The 14,629-nt window shown below is 64.4% G+C and carries 18 protein-coding genes; 6 read left to right on the top strand and 12 right to left on the bottom strand.

Translation table 11 applies throughout. The annotated features are described in order from the left end of the window. Window positions 1–144 precede the first annotated feature (144 nt). Entirely contained in the window at window positions 145–1,140 is a 996-nt protein-coding gene (locus tag C444_RS00380; RefSeq protein WP_004590061.1) for an AAA family ATPase, read from the bottom strand. Between the two features lie 141 nt (window positions 1,141–1,281). After that, entirely contained in the window at window positions 1,282–2,256 is a 975-nt protein-coding gene (locus C444_RS00375; RefSeq protein ID WP_004590060.1) for a DUF5784 family protein, read from the bottom strand. A gap of 154 nt (window positions 2,257–2,410) precedes the next feature. On the opposite strand from C444_RS00375, the gene C444_RS22115 reads away from it, so the two are divergent. Continuing rightward, on the top strand, window positions 2,411–2,584 hold the full coding sequence (locus tag C444_RS22115) for a DUF5786 family protein (protein ID WP_004590059.1): 174 nt from the start codon (window positions 2,411–2,413) through the stop codon (window positions 2,582–2,584). Here C444_RS22115 and C444_RS00370 read toward each other — a convergent pair. From C444_RS00370 to C444_RS00360, 3 genes are read right to left on the bottom strand one after another with little or no spacing between them, the layout of a single operon-like run. Further along, window positions 2,571–3,305 (bottom strand): DUF7530 family protein, encoded by a 735-nt coding sequence (locus tag C444_RS00370; protein ID WP_004590058.1) that lies wholly within the window; start codon window positions 3,303–3,305, stop codon window positions 2,571–2,573. The genes C444_RS22115 and C444_RS00370 overlap by 14 nt on opposite strands. Beyond that, window positions 3,302–4,240, bottom strand: a complete 939-nt coding sequence (locus C444_RS00365) for an NAD(P)H-binding protein (protein ID WP_004590057.1) — start codon at window positions 4,238–4,240, stop codon at window positions 3,302–3,304. Before C444_RS00365 ends, C444_RS00370 begins: the two co-directional genes overlap by 4 nt. 54 nt (window positions 4,241–4,294) lie before the next feature. Beyond that, entirely contained in the window at window positions 4,295–5,281 is a 987-nt protein-coding gene (locus tag C444_RS00360) for an SDR family oxidoreductase (RefSeq protein WP_004590056.1), read from the bottom strand. Window positions 5,282–5,391: 110 nt separating this feature from the next. On the opposite strand from C444_RS00360, the gene C444_RS00355 reads away from it, so the two are divergent. Continuing rightward, on the top strand, window positions 5,392–5,595 hold the full coding sequence (locus C444_RS00355; protein WP_004590055.1) for a DUF7561 family protein: 204 nt from the start codon (window positions 5,392–5,394) through the stop codon (window positions 5,593–5,595). A 5-nt stretch (window positions 5,596–5,600) separates the two neighbouring features. Here the strand turns inward: C444_RS00355 and C444_RS00350 are convergent, their stop codons facing one another. Next, the gene (locus C444_RS00350; RefSeq protein ID WP_049908985.1) at window positions 5,601–6,584 is read right to left on the bottom strand and encodes a CPBP family intramembrane glutamic endopeptidase; all 984 of its coding nucleotides are present in this window, start codon (window positions 6,582–6,584) and stop codon (window positions 5,601–5,603) included. 99 nt (window positions 6,585–6,683) lie between these two features. On the opposite strand from C444_RS00350, the gene C444_RS00345 reads away from it, so the two are divergent. The 3 genes from C444_RS00345 to C444_RS00335 are packed head-to-tail and all read left to right on the top strand — an operon-like array spanning window position 6,684 to window position 7,649. Then, window positions 6,684–7,028 (top strand): ArsR/SmtB family transcription factor, encoded by a 345-nt coding sequence (locus tag C444_RS00345; protein ID WP_004590053.1) that lies wholly within the window; start codon window positions 6,684–6,686, stop codon window positions 7,026–7,028. Window position 7,029: 1 nt separating this feature from the next. Then, the gene (locus C444_RS00340) at window positions 7,030–7,359 is read left to right on the top strand and encodes a hypothetical protein (RefSeq protein WP_004590052.1); all 330 of its coding nucleotides are present in this window, start codon (window positions 7,030–7,032) and stop codon (window positions 7,357–7,359) included. Next, complete coding sequence (locus tag C444_RS00335) at window positions 7,356–7,649, top strand: DUF7521 family protein (RefSeq protein ID WP_004590051.1); 294 nt, start codon at window positions 7,356–7,358, stop codon at window positions 7,647–7,649. Before C444_RS00340 ends, C444_RS00335 begins: the two co-directional genes overlap by 4 nt. Window positions 7,650–7,702: 53 nt before the next feature. Here C444_RS00335 and C444_RS00330 read toward each other — a convergent pair whose 3' ends face one another. After that, window positions 7,703–7,897, bottom strand: coding sequence for a cold-shock protein (locus tag C444_RS00330; protein WP_004516469.1), 195 nt, complete (start codon window positions 7,895–7,897; stop codon window positions 7,703–7,705). A 160-nt stretch (window positions 7,898–8,057) separates the two neighbouring features. Here C444_RS00330 and C444_RS00325 point away from each other — a divergent pair, with 160 nt between their 5' ends. After that, complete coding sequence (locus C444_RS00325) at window positions 8,058–9,785, top strand: ATP-dependent DNA helicase (RefSeq protein WP_004590050.1); 1,728 nt, start codon at window positions 8,058–8,060, stop codon at window positions 9,783–9,785. 131 nt (window positions 9,786–9,916) lie between these two features. Here C444_RS00325 and C444_RS00320 read toward each other — a convergent pair whose 3' ends face one another. The 5 genes from C444_RS00320 to C444_RS00300 all read right to left on the bottom strand — a co-directional run bounded on the left by C444_RS00320 (window position 9,917) and on the right by C444_RS00300 (window position 14,508). Beyond that, a complete protein-coding gene (locus C444_RS00320; RefSeq protein ID WP_004590049.1) occupies window positions 9,917–10,222 on the bottom strand; it encodes a hypothetical protein in 306 nt (101 codons plus the stop codon). A 51-nt stretch (window positions 10,223–10,273) separates the two neighbouring features. Beyond that, a complete protein-coding gene (locus tag C444_RS00315) occupies window positions 10,274–10,555 on the bottom strand; it encodes an ArsR/SmtB family transcription factor (protein ID WP_004590048.1) in 282 nt (93 codons plus the stop codon). A 72-nt stretch (window positions 10,556–10,627) separates the two neighbouring features. After that, window positions 10,628–11,938, bottom strand: coding sequence for a ferritin-like domain-containing protein (locus C444_RS00310; RefSeq protein WP_004590047.1), 1,311 nt, complete (start codon window positions 11,936–11,938; stop codon window positions 10,628–10,630). Window positions 11,939–12,260: 322 nt separating this feature from the next. Then, window positions 12,261–13,370, bottom strand: a complete 1,110-nt coding sequence (locus C444_RS00305; protein WP_004590046.1) for a class I SAM-dependent methyltransferase — start codon at window positions 13,368–13,370, stop codon at window positions 12,261–12,263. Further along, window positions 13,363–14,508: a 60S ribosomal export protein NMD3 gene (locus C444_RS00300; RefSeq protein ID WP_004590045.1), complete on the bottom strand. Its 1,146-nt coding sequence runs from the start codon at window positions 14,506–14,508 to the stop codon at window positions 13,363–13,365. Before C444_RS00300 ends, C444_RS00305 begins: the two co-directional genes overlap by 8 nt. Between the last annotated feature and the right edge of the window lie 121 nt (window positions 14,509–14,629).

The following is a 14,629-nucleotide window of genomic DNA, read 5'->3' as shown; positions in this document are numbered from 1 at the left end:
GCTGTTGAGCCATAGTCAAACGATGATTGAATGTGATTCTATATAAAAGCTATGGTCATGGCCGGCATATCGCCTTACTACATGCCACACTCGACGGTGTGATACTACTTAGCGTGGGTGGTTTATATACCCGTTCAGGGCCGCTCAGCGACCCATTCCGAACCGCCGATGGCGCAGTTCCGGCGTAATCTGGATGCGAGAAATGTCCTGCCCGGTCCGGTACCAGACGAACGCCGCCCTTGTGAACAGTTCGCGACACTCGATGCGGACTTCCCGGGGATTGCCATCGGTCCGCTCGTGGATATCCTCGATTGCGGCCCGGGTGAACAGGTCCGGGGCCTGCCCCTCGTAGGGTTCGTCCCGGAAATACGCAAGCGAGCGGGCGGCGTACTCGGCCACGTCCTCCGGCGAGAAGGGGTCGATACCCTCGTAGTACCGCAGTCGGGAGTCGAGCGTCCCACGAATCTCCGCCACCCGTCGTTTCCCCTCCGGTGTCCCGGTGAGGAACAGCCGAACGCCGGCGTCGCCGGCCACCTGCAGCGGCGACAGCAGGTCCGCCTCCAGCACCTCGATTTCGTCGACGACCAACAGGAGCGTTTTCTCGTCCTCGCGCACGCGACGGACGATCTCGTGGACGGCGTCTTTCGCCTCCGCAGTCGCCCACGGAATGCCGTCGCGGACCTGTGAGTAGTTTCGCTGGTCAATGGAGTAGCCCGCGGCGTAGGCGGCTGTCAGCACCGTCTGGTACAGTTTCCGGGGCGTCGTTTCGCGTGGGTTGTCCAGGTGTGTGATGACAAAGCCCTCGTGTTTCGAGAGGTCCCGCAGCACGATCTCACGGAACGCCGTCTTTCCCGTGCCGTAGGGACTCACTAACCCGATGTGCTGGTCTTGGAGGAGCCACGACGTGACCTGATTCAGCATCTCGGTGTCGTGGCGGACGTACAGCGGTTCGGGCATGTGGTCCAGCCCGGCTTCCTCAGTAAACGGAAGGTCGGTCACGGTGTCGGCGGTGCCGCCCAGCGCCTCGCCGAAGGCCAGCAGCCGCTGTTCGACCTCTTGGAGCTGGTCCAGCAGGACGCCGGCGGTGGCGCTCTCGGCACGGTCCTCCTCCTCGGACCGGAGCGATTCGAGCCGATCCATCACCTCAGAAACCGACTGCCCTGAGCTGCTGGTCTTCGGTTGCTCTGTGTCGTCCACCACGGCTATCTCTCTCAGCCTTGCCGGTCCGGCGCGTTATATGTTACGCCCCGAATTTCGGGGAAGATAACGTGATCTGCTGTATTAAAACGGTAGCGGGAACGGAACCGAGCCGTAGGCATACCCTTCCATGCTGCCGTCCGGTCGAGCGCGGAACACGATGGTCGGCGAGTACCCCACGTCTGGCTGTTCGCCGTAGACCCGACGCCAGTCGTCGTCTGGGAAAGAACTGCAGTCGACTACGAGGACCGCACCGGGGTGGGCCGCTAGCTGGTCGCGTGTCTTCGCATCGCCGGACGCCTTCACCGCACCGACAGCAGTGTCGACCTGCCGTCGGGACGGTGGCCGGGGGCGCGTGACCTCGACGAGCGTGTCTTCGACCCGGAAGTCGACGGAGTGACCCGAGTCCAGTTCGACCTCGGGGGTGATGTCATTGCCCGCGTCGACGAGCAGTTTGGCGACGTTGAACTCGCCCATCGTCGCCCGCATCCGCGACAGGTCAAAGCCCTCGCTGGTCCCGAGTTTGCTCGCCATTGTGTAGCGATAGTCGTCCAGCGCGCCGGTCGCGAGGAAGTCGTCGTAGAACGCCAGCCCGTTCGCTCGCTCGGCGTCGGGGAAGCCGCCGGCGTGGTCCCGGAAGAACCTCCGTGTCGACTCCCGGCCGTCCTTCGAGAGGAACACGGGCAGGAAAAAGTGCGCGAGCGTCTCGTACTCGGTGAGCCACGGGTCTTCCACCTCTAGCTGGGCGAATAGCTCGCGCTGGACCCACTCGCTAATCTCGTCGGGCACCTCGTCGAACGTGTACTTCTCTGTCCGCCACAGCGTCTGCGGTGTCTCCGTATTTCCGACCCAGTACGCCCGCTGGCCGTTCCAGCAAAACAGCGCTAGGTCACCGTTGTCCATCTCTAGTCGGCGCGCGGCCCACCCCTCCGGCGGGGCGAACCACGGACCGCTCATCGTCGCACCGAAGGTGTTCTGCAGCGGTGTCAGCAGGTCGTTCCGGACCCGCTTCTCGCTCCATCGCTCGTTCGACTGTCGCAGACGTAAGGGACCAGCCACAGGGGCGTGTAGACGGTCGGTGGTCTTGGGCGTTCCGCCCTGTCGAAACACCCCCTTTTGCACCGCTTGACAGCTCTACCGCCTGTGTGGTACGGGTTCTGTGACCACCGTTACATTGATAGTCACTACCAGCCAAGGTTTACCGTGGTAACCTATGTCGATGGGAGCGTACGACGACGACGAACACGAACGCCGTGAGCGCAAGAACAGCGAGGTCGACCTGTCGGAAGACGACGGTCGGAGTACCTATCACGGAAGCGTCGACTACGACGGCGAGGAATCGACAGAAGAGTTGCTCGACCAGTTCAAACAGATCAACTCTGACTGACGCCGGCCGTTCTTGACCGGTAGCGTAACAGCCCGACAGAGACGGCCGTCACGGCTGTGACGGCTATCACGTGGCCGACAAGCGCTGCGAGCAACACCGGCTGGTCGAGCACGAACGGCACGAGCACGAGCTGGAGGACGCCAAAGCCCCATATCTCCAGGTCGGCCCGCATGAACACCCGCGCCGTCTCGGGGTCGAACCGGTAGCGAGCCGACCGCCACAGGCCCGTGACGCTGGCCCACCAGCCCGTCCCGATGCGGTAACTCACGTCCCAGAGGATGAGCAGCGTCAGGTACACAACCAGTACCGGCGGTTCCGACCCGAACAGCCGGTCGAGCAGTGGCATCGAACTGACCTGCGGGTCGAACACGAACAGATGTGTGAGCAGGGCGATGTACGCGAGCACGGACAACACGACCTCGACGTTCGAGGCGAACAACAGCGCACGGTAGGTCGGTGGCACGTCGATACGGCGGATAAGCGTGCTGATACGGAGCATCTCCGCGCTTCCGATGGTCGCGACGAACACGACGACCGTCCCGGCGATGGCGGCGCTCCAGACCTCGTAGTACCACGACAGAGCGACGATGGCGACCTCGAAGATGAGGAGTTGAATCGCCATCGCCGCCCACGTCGGGAGTCGAATCCCCGGCAGCGCACCGATGATGCTCTCGTAAACCCACGTCTCGCCGTACTCGGGACGGGCGCTGTCACCGCTCATCTGCCTGCACCACCTGTAGCTGCGGCCACCCGTGCCGCGTCTCGACTCCGAGACTCGCTGAGGGCCAGCCTGACCGCATCTGCGAACGATGTCGGGTCAACGGCGAACTGTGCCTGAGCCGCCTCGGTGTCTGCGACCACCGGCGTCTTCAGGCCGTGGATGAGCGGGCGGGCGACGCTCGATGGCACGTCGGTCATGAGGGCGACCCAGTACGCCGACAGCTTCGGCGTCAACACCGGTATCGGCACGATTGTCGGCTCACCAGCTCCCATGAGTCGGCCTGTCTGCTTCAGGATCTCCGCGTATGTCAGTACCTCCGGCCCGCCGATCTCGTAGGTCTCGCCGGCCGTTTCCGGCTTGTCGAGCACATCGACCAGGTACGAAATGACGTCGTCGATAGCGATCGGATGACAGTCTGTCCGCACCCAGCGCGGTGTCAGCATCACGGGCAGTCGCGTCGTTAGCTCGCGTATCATCCGGAAGCTCGCCGAGCCCGCACCGATGATGATGGCCGCCCGGAACGTCGTCAGGTCGTACTCGCCGTCCCGGAGAATGAACTCGACCTCCCGGCGCGACCGGAGATGCTCGGACAGCGTCTCGTCGTCCTCGCCGAGTCCACCGAGATAGACGACTCGGTCGACACCGGCCTCGTCGGCCGCCCGACGGAAGTTCCGCGCTGCCCGCCGGTCCCGTTCGGCGTAGTCGCTTCCGGCACGCATCGAATGGACCAGATAGTAGGCGACGTCGACGCCGTCGAGGCCGGCGTCGAAACTGCCCGCGTCGAGCAGGTCACCTGTCACCACGTCGACGCCGTCGGGTGGGTCGTACTCGCTCCGGTCGCGAACGAGCGCGCGGACGCTGTGACCGGCCGCGAGGAGCGCCGGGAGGAGATGGCTCCCGACGAACCCCGTCGCACCGGTCACGAGCACGTGCATACCCTTCCTGCAGGACGGGACGAGGTTAAAACCGTGGTCTGTTCGTGTCGCCCCTCAGGACTGTCGGACGAGCGGCTCGTACCAGTCACGGTTATCCCGATACCAGTCGATGAACTTCGCGACCCCCTCCCGGATAGTGTGGTCCGGGTCATAGCCGAGCAGTTCCTCGGCGCGCTCGGTTGCGGCGTGGGTGTGTTCTGCGTCGGCGTCGTGGCGTTCCTCGTAGACCAGATCGAGGTCCGGGTCGATCTGATCGCGGATTTCCGTCGCGAGCGTCTTGATCTCGATGTTGTCCGTCGACCCGATGTTGATCGCCTGCCCGTCGGCGGCGTCCTCGTGCAGCAGCGTCATGTTCGCGTCGATGACGTCCTCGATGTAGGTGAAATCGCGCGTCTGCGTCCCGTCGCCGTAGATGACCGGCGGCTCGCCGTTGTGACACCGGGAGACGAAGTTCGAGATCGCCATGTTCGGTCGCATCCGTGGGCCGTAAACGGTGAAATAGCGGAGGGCGACGGCGGGGAGGTCGTACACTTCGCTGTACGCACAGGCGTAGCGCTCGGCGGCGAGTTTCGACGCACCGTAAGGTGAGACGGGCGTCGTCGGGTGCTGCTCGTCGTAGGGCAGGTACTGCGGCTTGCCGTAGACTGAGGAAGAGGACGCCATCACGAACCGCTCGATGCCTTCGTCGCGGCAGGCGTCGAGGAGGTTCAGCGTCCCGTCGACGTTGACCTCGTCGTACTTGCGGGGGCTCTTGACGCTCGGGCGGACGCCGGCCTGGGCGGCCTGGTGGTAGACGTAGTCGGCGTCGGCGACAAGCTCAGTCACCAGTTCCGCGTCACGCACGTCGCCCTCGATGAACTCGTAGCTCCCGTCGCTGTTCCGGGCGGCGTCCCGCCCCGCCTCGATGTTGTGTTGCTTGATATCCAGATCGTAGAACGGGTCGCGGTTGTCGAGCACGACGACATCGTGGCTGTCGGCGGCGAACCGCTGTGCCAGGTGACCGCCGATGAACCCGGCACCCCCTGTGACCAGTATTTGCATTATCTGGATGGTGCCCATCGGACGACAAAAGTATGTCGAGAGTTAATCACGCTGACCTGTTCGAAGGAGCCAGCTACCTTGAAGTGTATACAGCGTATAAATATCGGCTAATGGCCTCCAGAGCCTGCGACGGGTGCGATACGAACGTTTCGATAGCTGGCGGCATCGCCAACATCTGGTCGCAGGAGTCCAGACCGACCGAAGGTATTGTCCTCGAACTCGGCGACGATACGGAACACTTCCTTTGTTATGACTGTATCGACCGGCTACCCGACGATCAAGAAGTGACTGCGGCGGATGTAGCCGCCCTCTAACGTCGTCACGTCTCCCGCTCGGCTCTTGGCGTCCACTGCGTCACGCGCTCGTCGATTCTGAGACGGCCGTCGCGCCAGCGAACGTATGCCAGCAACAGAAGCCCCCCGATGACAGCAAAGACAGTGAAGATGGTCCCTTCCTCGCCGACCCATCGAGGTGGACCGACGATTTCGACGGCGAGCAGTTCGGGGGTCTGCTGTGAGTGACCGAGACCGAACACCGCGCTTTGGGTAAAGTTGTACCAGACGTGAAAGCCGATCGGGAGCGCGAGGTCGCCGGTGAGCACGTATGCACCGCTCAAGACGAGTCCGGCGAGCAGGTAGTAGCCGTACTGGCTCGGGTGATCGATCTTCCCGCCGTGCAGGGAGGCGAAGACGAGCGCACTCAGGAGCACCGCGAGCCCGACCGCCGCCCACCGCGGAACCAGTCCATCCGCCCCTTCAGCGAGGTTCTTCAGCATCGCGCCGCGGAAGACGACTTCCTCCCACGCTGCCGCGAGGGCGATGTAGGCGAAGACGACGACCATCGCCGGGAGGAACGGGAGGTCGCCGGCCCCCTCCGCGACCCCGACGACCGTAGCCCAGCCCGCACTGACAGCGACGGCGAGCGCCCCGGCGTTGATGGCGGTCGCTATCGCGCCGCCGACGGCGAACGACCGCCACCAGCGGCGGTCGAGCGACAGCCCGTACTCGCCGATGGGGCGACGGTCGAGGAGACGAGCACTGATGAACACTGTGGCGACGAGAATCGCCCCGATCCCGGCCGCTTCGATCGGTTCTCGGACCGGATGTGTGAACCGGGCTCGAACGACGGGCTGTAGCGCCGCGAGGGCCAGAAACGACAACACCGCCGGAAACACTGCACGCAGCGGTGCTCTGATCCTCCTGTCTGCATTGTTCCAGACCGGCCAGCGGAGTCCCGAAGCGGCCCGCGCGACCATGCTCGTGGTCGCCTGGCTGTCCCTTTGCTCCGGTGGGTTCGGTGACACACATGGACGGCCGGCCGGAGCCGACGTATCACCGCGGGCACCGCTTCCGGGTTGGAAGCCGGTGAGACTTTTTATTATACTCCGCTCGCTGGAGCGACTATGGACGCGGTCGGCGACGACGAACTGCTCGCGCTACTCGAAGACGAGTACGCGCGGGCCATCATCGCTGAACTCACCACTGGACCGATGTCTGTCTCTGAACTCTGTACGGCCTGCGAGATGTCTGATCCGACGGCATACCGCCGCCTTGAACGACTGGAAGCTGCTGACCTTGTCGCCGAGCGGCAGGCTGTCGACCCCGACGGCCACCACTACAAGCGCTACGTCGCGACCGTCGAGGACGTGACAGTCACGTTCGTCGACGGGACATACGACATCGCCGTCACGCGATCCTCGCAGGACCCGGCGGATCGATTTACCGACCTGTTTCAGGGGCTGTCCTGAGATGCTCGCGACACTACTACAGATACGCACTGGCTGGACCGACCAGGGGATCGCGCTGGCCGTTATCGCGCTCTCGCTCGTCACAGTTGCACTCTCGGCCGCCATCGCCATCGTCTTGATCCGTGGCTACTGTCGCGGCCCCGGCCGGACGGGCATGCTGACCCTCGCTGTCGGGCTCCTCCTCCTCACGACCGTCCCGGAAATCCTCCGTATCGCACTCCCCACGGCCACTGCCGTCGGTGCCGTCGGGCGCTCGTTCCTCGTCAGCGCCTGCGAACTGTTCGGACTCGGAACGATTCTCTGGACCGTCTACGGCGGTGAGTCGTCGTGACGGTGGTCCTCGACTTGCTCGCGCCGGATCTCGTCGCGGAACTCTCGCGGGCCCTGACAGCCGCCGTCGGACTGTTCGTCGCATCGCTGGCCTATCGCGGCTACCGGCGCAACGACGCGTCGAAGATGCGATGGCTCGCCGTTGGTATCGCGTCGCTGACTGCCGGCGTTTACGCCGCCGTCACTGTCGCTGACTGGGCGGGTGCCGGAGATGGGGTCGTGTTACTCGTCAGGGGTCTCGTGACCGTCGCAGGGCTCTGTGCCGTGCTGTACGCGCTGCTCGTCGAGTGAGCTTCGATAAGAACAAGTGTCAGATACGGTCGCTGATCGACCGGAAATCTGCCTTAGTTGCGGACGACGTTCGTCGCGCGGGGGCCCTTGTCGGCCTGTTCGATGTCGAATTCGATCTCCTCGCCTTCTTCGAGGTCAGGGCCGCCAACGTCTTCCATGTGGAAGAAAACGTCATCGTCCGCGTCCTCAGTCGAGATGAAACCGTAACCGCCTGTGTCGTTGAAGAAATCAACCTTACCGTTTGCCATTGCAAATATACGTACAGGGGGTATATGTATAAGCATTCCGAGAGTAGCAGTACCACGACCGTGTGCATGTGAACATGACTCACACCATCGTCACGGATAGCTGCTGACGCACATCCGGCGACAAGAAAGGTTTAGGCCGCCTCGTCCGTTGCTTTCTCGCGTGTACCCCGCACGGATTACCGACGAGTTCCCCGCCCCATCCTACCGGGGCAACCAAAAGCAGGCTCTGGCTGACATCCGTGCGGCCTTCGAGCGCGGCAAGGACGTTGTCCTCGTTCGCGCGCCGACCGGCAGCGGCAAATCGTTGCTCGCTCGGGCCATCGCCGGGTGTGCCCGGACTGCCGGCGATGCCGCCGCCGAGCAGGTCATCGACGCCTACTACACCACGCCACAGGTCTCCCAGCTAGACGACGTGGCTGAGGACGCTCTGCTGGAGGACCTTTGTGTCATCCGCGGGAAGAACAACTACGACTGCATCCTCCCCGGCGAGACGGACACGCCGGTGAACCAGGCCCCGTGCGTGCGCGAACGGAAGTTCGACTGTCAGGTCAAGCACCGCTGTCCGTACTTCTCGGACCGCGCTATCGCCTCGAACCGGCGCATCGCCGCGATGACGCTGGCCTATTTCATGCAGACCGCCGGCAGCGACGTATTCGGCAAGCGCGACGTGGTCGTCATCGACGAGGCCCACGGCCTGGGCGAGTGGGCGGAGATGTACGCCACTATCGACCTCTCGCCGCAGTCCATTCCGATGTGGAACGATATCGACGTGCCCGACATCGACGGCCTGGACGACGCCGTCGCCTTTACCGAACGCGTCGAGCACCTCGCCGAGCGCCGCGTGAAGGAACTGCGAAACAAGGCGGAACTCACGGGCGAGGAAGTGGCCGAGCGGGACTCGCTGAACACGCTCCGGCAGGACCTCGGGTGGTTCCGCGAGGACTACACCGACACCGAGAGCGCGACCACGTGGGTCGTCGACCAGGCCGACGGCGAGCACGCACCGGTGACGATCAAACCGATGAATCCGGAGCGGTACCTCAAACACACCGTCTGGGACCGTGGCAACCGCTTCGCCCTGCTCTCGGCGACTATCCTCAACAAGGAGGCGTTCTGTGCCAACGTCGGTCTCGACCCCAGCAACGTCGCGCTCGTGGAGGTCGGCCACACCTTCCCCGTCGAGAACCGGCCGCTGTACGACGTGGCCCAGGGGAAGATGACCTACGAGCACCGCGACGACACGCTGCCCGACATCGCCCGAACCATCGTTCGCATCATGGCCCAGCACACGGACGAGAAGGGACTGATTCACTGCCACTCCTACGCCATTCAGGAGCAACTGAAGGCCCTGCTCGACGACTTCGGCGTCGGCGCTCGCGTCCGCACCCACGACAAGGAGGGTCGAGACGGCGCGCTGTCCGCCTGGAAGCGCAGCGACAACCCCGACGTGTTCCTTTCGGTGAAGATGGAGGAAGCTCTCGACCTCGAAGGCGACCTCTGTCGGTGGCAGGTGCTGTGCAAGGCTCCTTACCCCAATACCCGAGATTCCCGCGTCGCCAGACGGCTCGAAGACGACCGGTGGGGCTGGTACTACCGGACGGCGCTCCGGACGGTCATTCAGGCCTGTGGCCGCGTCGTCCGCGCGCCCGATGACTACGGCGCGACCTACCTTGCGGACTCGTCGCTGCTGGACCTGTTTGAGCGCGCCGAACACGACATGCCAGACTGGTTCCGTGCGCAGGCCGACCGCCTCTCACAGCCCGACCTGCCGCGATTCGCGCCGGACCAGGCGCTCTCGTCGCTCAGTTCGGGCACGAAACGCCGCCACGACCGCTCACGCTCGCGGTCCGGTGACGGAAACCACCCGCTCTCCGACGTGTGGGACTAGAAGAAGGCGAAGGCTAATCCGTAGACCACTGATGACCCGACCATCAGGCCGACGAGGATTATGCTGATAATCTGCTGTCTGTTCATGCCCTCTCCTTGAGGACTCGGCTAATTAGGCGTTACGACGTCCGCTCAGTCCATCGTGACCCACGTCAGAAAGGCCAGCGCGGCCGTTTCGAGGACGTGGAACGCGGCCATCGCCTGCCAGGCAGGGTCGGGCACCTGGTTGCTGAACCAGGCCGTCAGTATTGGGTCGAGGAAGTAGACGTAGAGGGCGAAGCCGTTCTCGACGCAGAGCAGCGCCGCGAACACCAACATTCCGAGCGTGTGCTTCGAGCGCAGCCGGAGGTAACTCCGTGCCCACACTGCTCCGAGTGCGAGGAGCAACAGGACGTTCAGGGCGCTCGCGATGCGGGCCAGGTCGAGCCAGAGACTCATCGGCGCGCCTCCGTCCGTGGATCGCCGGTCGTCTCGGGGCTGTGGGGATTCTCAGTCATTGTCTAGTGTCTCGAGTATCTCTTCGACGAGTGACCAGTGGTTCCGGGCCGTCTCCGACGGCAAGTACACCGCGCCGTAGTCGTCGCCGCTGGCGGTCACCACCTCGTTGTCGGTCAGCACGTCAAGGTGGTGTCTAACGGTGTCGTAGTTGAGGTCTAAGTCCTCCGCGAGCTGATTTGGATTCCGGGGGCGCTCGTCGATGCCGCGCAGGATACGAGCGCGGTTGTACCCGCCACGCGTCCCTGCGAGCACGTACCAGAGGACCGCCTCCATTGCTATGGCCCACTCAAGCAGCCTACCTAAGACCGTCGACTCCGCCGACGTTCCATTGCACCCGCCTCACGCTCAGTTTTCGACGATGAACTGGCCGGCGATTTCGGTGACCTCGGCCATCGTCTGGGGCTCGTCGACGCCGTTGGGGAAGGGTGATTCAGCGTTGAGTTCGTTGAGCATGGCGGCGTGGCGGGCCTCGACGCTGTGGATGCCGATTGCGGCCGAGAACACCTGGTCGTTCGATACCGTCGGTGCCGCACCCTTGTAGGCGGCGACGCCGGTGTTCTCCAGGGCCCTCGCGACGCCGAAGAATTCGCTGGGGGTCTCGTAGCCGAAGTCGTATTCGGCCTCTTCGACCGGCGTCCCGCCGAGCTTCTCGACCGTGTCGCTGAGAGCGGTCACGTGGGCGGCCTCGTGGTCACCGACTGTTCGGATATGGTCGGGCACTATCGTTCGGACCCCGTCGCCGAACGAGGATAGAACATCGGCCTCGATCAGTTCGTCGTCACTGAACGTCTCCAGGCCCTCGCGGTAGAAGGCGTTCTCTAAGTGTTCGAGCGTCAGCGCGTAGTTCAGGACGTCCACGTCGGAGGTGTCGTCGTCAGCCTTCCGATCTGGGGTCGCGCGGTCGTCGTCGAGTTCGTAGACGCTCGCATCAACCTCGCTCGTGACGAATTGCCCGGCAACCTCTAGCACCTCGCTCATCGAACTGGCCTCGTCGACGGCCGCTGGGAACGGCGAGGTACCGTTGACGAGGTTCAGGAAGGCGGCGTGTCGGGCCTCGACGCTGTGGATGCCCGCGGCCGCGGCCAGCACGTCGTTGTTCACGACCTTTGGTGCGGCCCCGGCGTAGGCGGCGACGCCGGTGTTTTCGAGCGCTTCGGCGACAGCGAGGAACTCGCTGGGGGTCTCGTAACCGAAGTCGTACTCGGCCTCCTTGACCGGCGTCCCGTTTAGTTGCTCGACGGTGTCGCTGATGGCGCTGACGTGGGCGGCCTCGTGCTCGCTGACGGTGCGGAGGTAGTCGGGCACTTCCATTCGCACGCGCTCACCGAAGTCGGCGAGGACATCGGCGGTCATCAGCTCGTCGTCACTGAACGTCTCCAGGCCCTCGCGGTAGAAGGCGTTCTCTAAGTGTTCCAGCGTCAGCGCGTAGTTCAGGATGGGCACGTCGTCGGCCGGCGGCGTCGGCGTCTCGGTCTCCGTCTCCATCATCTCCGTCTCGGTTTCCATCGGTTCCGTCTCCATCGCATCGGTCTCCGTCGTGCCCGCATCGCTGTCGCCGCTCCCCGCGCACCCGGCCAGCGCGGCCAGGCTCAGCGAGGCGGTCGTACCGAGGAATGCGCGTCGCGTCCGGTCGGATGTGTCGGCGGATGGGTTCATGGCTACATCACTACCGAGACAGGCCCACCCTAAACCAATTTTCCGAAATTTGACATGATTTCCTCGGGACTGGGCCGGGACTCCGTCCGAACTCTCTCCCAATTTCCCCTGTCGAGGGAACCGTCAAAACCGAGCACCGTTCACTATAATCCTTTGAGAGGGACTAAAACGATGGTTTCAGAAACTAAGTTCATGTCAACTTATTCTCTCGACCGCCGCGAGCGGCTTGTCTGTGTCGCCGCTCGAAGTAGTATTACTTTCTTTACACAGATGCGGATACGGTGACTTCGCGGGCCCTGTGCTGTCACGGTCTACACAGCAGTCACTCGATTCTGGCGTCGATGACGACGTGGGCGACGCCCTCGCTGTACTCCTTGACGCGGCGGGTGTCCAGAATCTCCACGTCCCGACCCGCTTCGGCTGCCGCCGCTTCCAGCCGCTCGATGGGGCGGTCGAACACCAGCGCGTCCGGCGTCGCCTCGTGCATGTGGAGGACGCCGCCGGGCGCGAGCGCCTCAAGCGCGCTGTCGAGGTATTCGTGCGCCTCGTAGTACCCCATCACCACTCGGTCAGCTCGCCCCTCCTCGGCGAACCTCGGAACGACATCACGACAGTCGGCCCGGTAGGGGTGGACTTGTGCGTCTACGTCGTTCAGCATGACGTTCTCGACGAGAAACCGGAACGCGGTCGGATTGCGTTCGACGGCGGTGACGTTCGCGCCGGCGCGGGCCATCGGGAGGGTGAAGTAGCCGATGCCGGCGAACATGTCCAGTACGCGCTCGCCGTCCTCGCTCGCGGCTTCACCGCTCGTCCGTTCCGAGGGCCGGGTCCCCCGCCCCTCGCTGACGACGTCACCCATCCGTGCCCGCTCGGCCTTATTGCCGGGCGAGAACATCACTTCCGCGAGGTCCATCGCGTAGCGCGTGCCGTGTTCGGTGTGGACCGTCTCGGTGTCGCCGTCGCCGGCGATAACCTCGACGCTGGGCTCGCGGTGTTCGCCGGAGATTCCGTGGCGGGCCAGCACCGTCTCGGCTTCGCCGTGGAGCGCCAACAGCGCGTCGCCGACTTCTGCTGGCCGGGGGCTGTCGCCGATGTCGACCAGCACGACGGAGCCAAGGACGGCCCAGGAACTCGGGGCGGCATCGATTTCCGCGTCGGTCCAGCCGCGCTCCCGGAGGTGGTCATCGAGCGTTTTGAGACGTCGCTCGCCGACCTGTCGGACGATCTCCCGGAACTGCGTCTCCTGGGGTGGGGCAGTTACCGGAATAGCGACGCTGTCCTCGGTCCACTCGGTGACGCTTCTGGTGTCGTCGTAGACGCCCTCGGCCCGCAGGGATTCGATGGCCGCCTGCGAGCGGAGTTTATCGACGACGGCGGCGAGGCGCTGGTCGTCCGTCTCGCCCGACTCGCGGCCAGCACCGTCCTCACTCATCGGTATCCGTGTCGGCTTCCTCGTCCGGAAGGATGTGCAACCCGGTGTGACTCTTCAGCACAGGCACTTCGTCAGCGTCGGTGTCGAGGTAGTCCGGCCGCGGGACGGTCTTGCTCTCGAAGGTTTCAGGGTCGAGGACCTGGACGGCCCTATCGTCCTCAACGGCGACGAGCGTCGTCGTCTGGGCGTCTTCTTGGAACCCCAGCCGGCGGGCGTCGGGCGTCTCGCCGTCCTCGAAACTCGCCTCGTAGTCCTCGCCGGTCGCCAGCCGGACGCCCTTGAGGTTCCCCTGGACCGAGCGGACCAGCACCGGCCCGTCGCCGTCCTCCGGGTCGATGACCTCGCCCTGTCGGTAGCGAGGCAGGCGGACGGCGTAGGTCATCCGGTACAGCTCCTGGCCGTCTTCGTCTTCGGAGATAAGCCGCCGCGAATCGGAGTACGAGCCCCCAAGCTGGGCGGTGATGCGCTTGGCGATGCCCAGCCCCATCTGGTTGGTTGAGATCTTCATGTCCAGCCCGTCGTCGACGGACTTGGTCTCGGTGATGAAGGCGTTGCGGTCGCCGGTCTCCTCGCGGGCGGCGACGTACTCCTGGGCGATTTCTTCGGCCCGCTCGCGCTCATCGTCGGTCGGCACGCGCCCGTCGGCCCGCACCTGGACGATGCTGGCGAAGGAGCCCCCGGCGATCTTCCCGCAGCGCTTGCACGTCTGCCGGGAGATGCGGACGGGGACGGTGACCTCCTCGGTGACCGGCGTCCCGCGGATGACGCCGGAGAACTCCGCGTGCATCCGGATGTTGTTCTTGTCGAGTTGCTCGGGAGCGACCTGCCAGGCGACCGACTGGGCGTCGACGTGGATGCCCAGCGCCTCGCTGACCTGCTCGACGGCGATGTCGGTGTAGTCCTCCGCGCCGATGTCGACCCAGCGGTTCCCCTTGTGGACCGCGCCACACCGCGAACAGACCCGCACCTGAATGGTGTCGGGGGCGTCCACCAGATCGAACTCCTCGAAGTAGCAGGCGTCACAGAGGACGTGCTCGGAGTTGCGCTGGCCGCCAGCACCCGCAAGCTCCGGGCGCTCATCGGTGCCCTCCGGTATCTCGTCGCCGCAGCGTGGACAGAACTCTCCCGACCGGCTCATTACCGGTCCTACTGTACTGAACCGTTTAAGCCGTGTGTTCCGACTGCCGGGGCCGCTCGCCTGCCGTGTGGTACTTTCCCATGATAGCGAGGTTTTAGAGTGTCGACCGTCTATCACTGCG

The sequence above is a fragment of the Haloarcula japonica DSM 6131 genome (assembly GCF_000336635.1).
Lineage (GTDB): Archaea > Halobacteriota > Halobacteria > Halobacteriales > Haloarculaceae > Haloarcula > Haloarcula japonica.
This window is presented reverse-complemented; position numbering and strand designations above follow the sequence as displayed.

What these genes read in the sequence shown, in the direction of transcription:
- C444_RS00345 (WP_004590053.1), top strand. Translation starts at nt 6,684, where the DNA reads ATGGACGCGGTCGGCGACGACGAACTGCTCGCGCTACTCGAAGACGAG.
- C444_RS00370 (WP_004590058.1), bottom strand. Translation starts at nt 3,305, where the DNA reads ATGAGCGGTGACAGCGCCCGTCCCGAGTACGGCGAGACGTGGGTTTAC.
- C444_RS00330 (WP_004516469.1), bottom strand. Translation starts at nt 7,897, where the DNA reads ATGGCAAACGGTAAGGTTGATTTCTTCAACGACACAGGCGGTTACGGT.
- C444_RS00360 (WP_004590056.1), bottom strand. Translation starts at nt 5,281, where the DNA reads ATGCAAATACTGGTCACAGGGGGTGCCGGGTTCATCGGCGGTCACCTG.
- C444_RS00300 (WP_004590045.1), bottom strand. Translation starts at nt 14,508, where the DNA reads ATGAGCCGGTCGGGAGAGTTCTGTCCACGCTGCGGCGACGAGATACCG.
- C444_RS00365 (WP_004590057.1), bottom strand. Translation starts at nt 4,240, where the DNA reads ATGCACGTGCTCGTGACCGGTGCGACGGGGTTCGTCGGGAGCCATCTC.
- C444_RS00315 (WP_004590048.1), bottom strand. Translation starts at nt 10,555, where the DNA reads ATGGAGGCGGTCCTCTGGTACGTGCTCGCAGGGACGCGTGGCGGGTAC.
- C444_RS00340 (WP_004590052.1), top strand. Translation starts at nt 7,030, where the DNA reads ATGCTCGCGACACTACTACAGATACGCACTGGCTGGACCGACCAGGGG.
- C444_RS00355 (WP_004590055.1), top strand. Translation starts at nt 5,392, where the DNA reads ATGGCCTCCAGAGCCTGCGACGGGTGCGATACGAACGTTTCGATAGCT.
- C444_RS00310 (WP_004590047.1), bottom strand. Translation starts at nt 11,938, where the DNA reads ATGAACCCATCCGCCGACACATCCGACCGGACGCGACGCGCATTCCTC.
- C444_RS00380 (WP_004590061.1), bottom strand. Translation starts at nt 1,140, where the DNA reads ATGGATCGGCTCGAATCGCTCCGGTCCGAGGAGGAGGACCGTGCCGAG.
- C444_RS00305 (WP_004590046.1), bottom strand. Translation starts at nt 13,370, where the DNA reads ATGAGTGAGGACGGTGCTGGCCGCGAGTCGGGCGAGACGGACGACCAG.
- C444_RS00320 (WP_004590049.1), bottom strand. Translation starts at nt 10,222, where the DNA reads ATGAGTCTCTGGCTCGACCTGGCCCGCATCGCGAGCGCCCTGAACGTC.
- C444_RS22115 (WP_004590059.1), top strand. Translation starts at nt 2,411, where the DNA reads ATGTCGATGGGAGCGTACGACGACGACGAACACGAACGCCGTGAGCGC.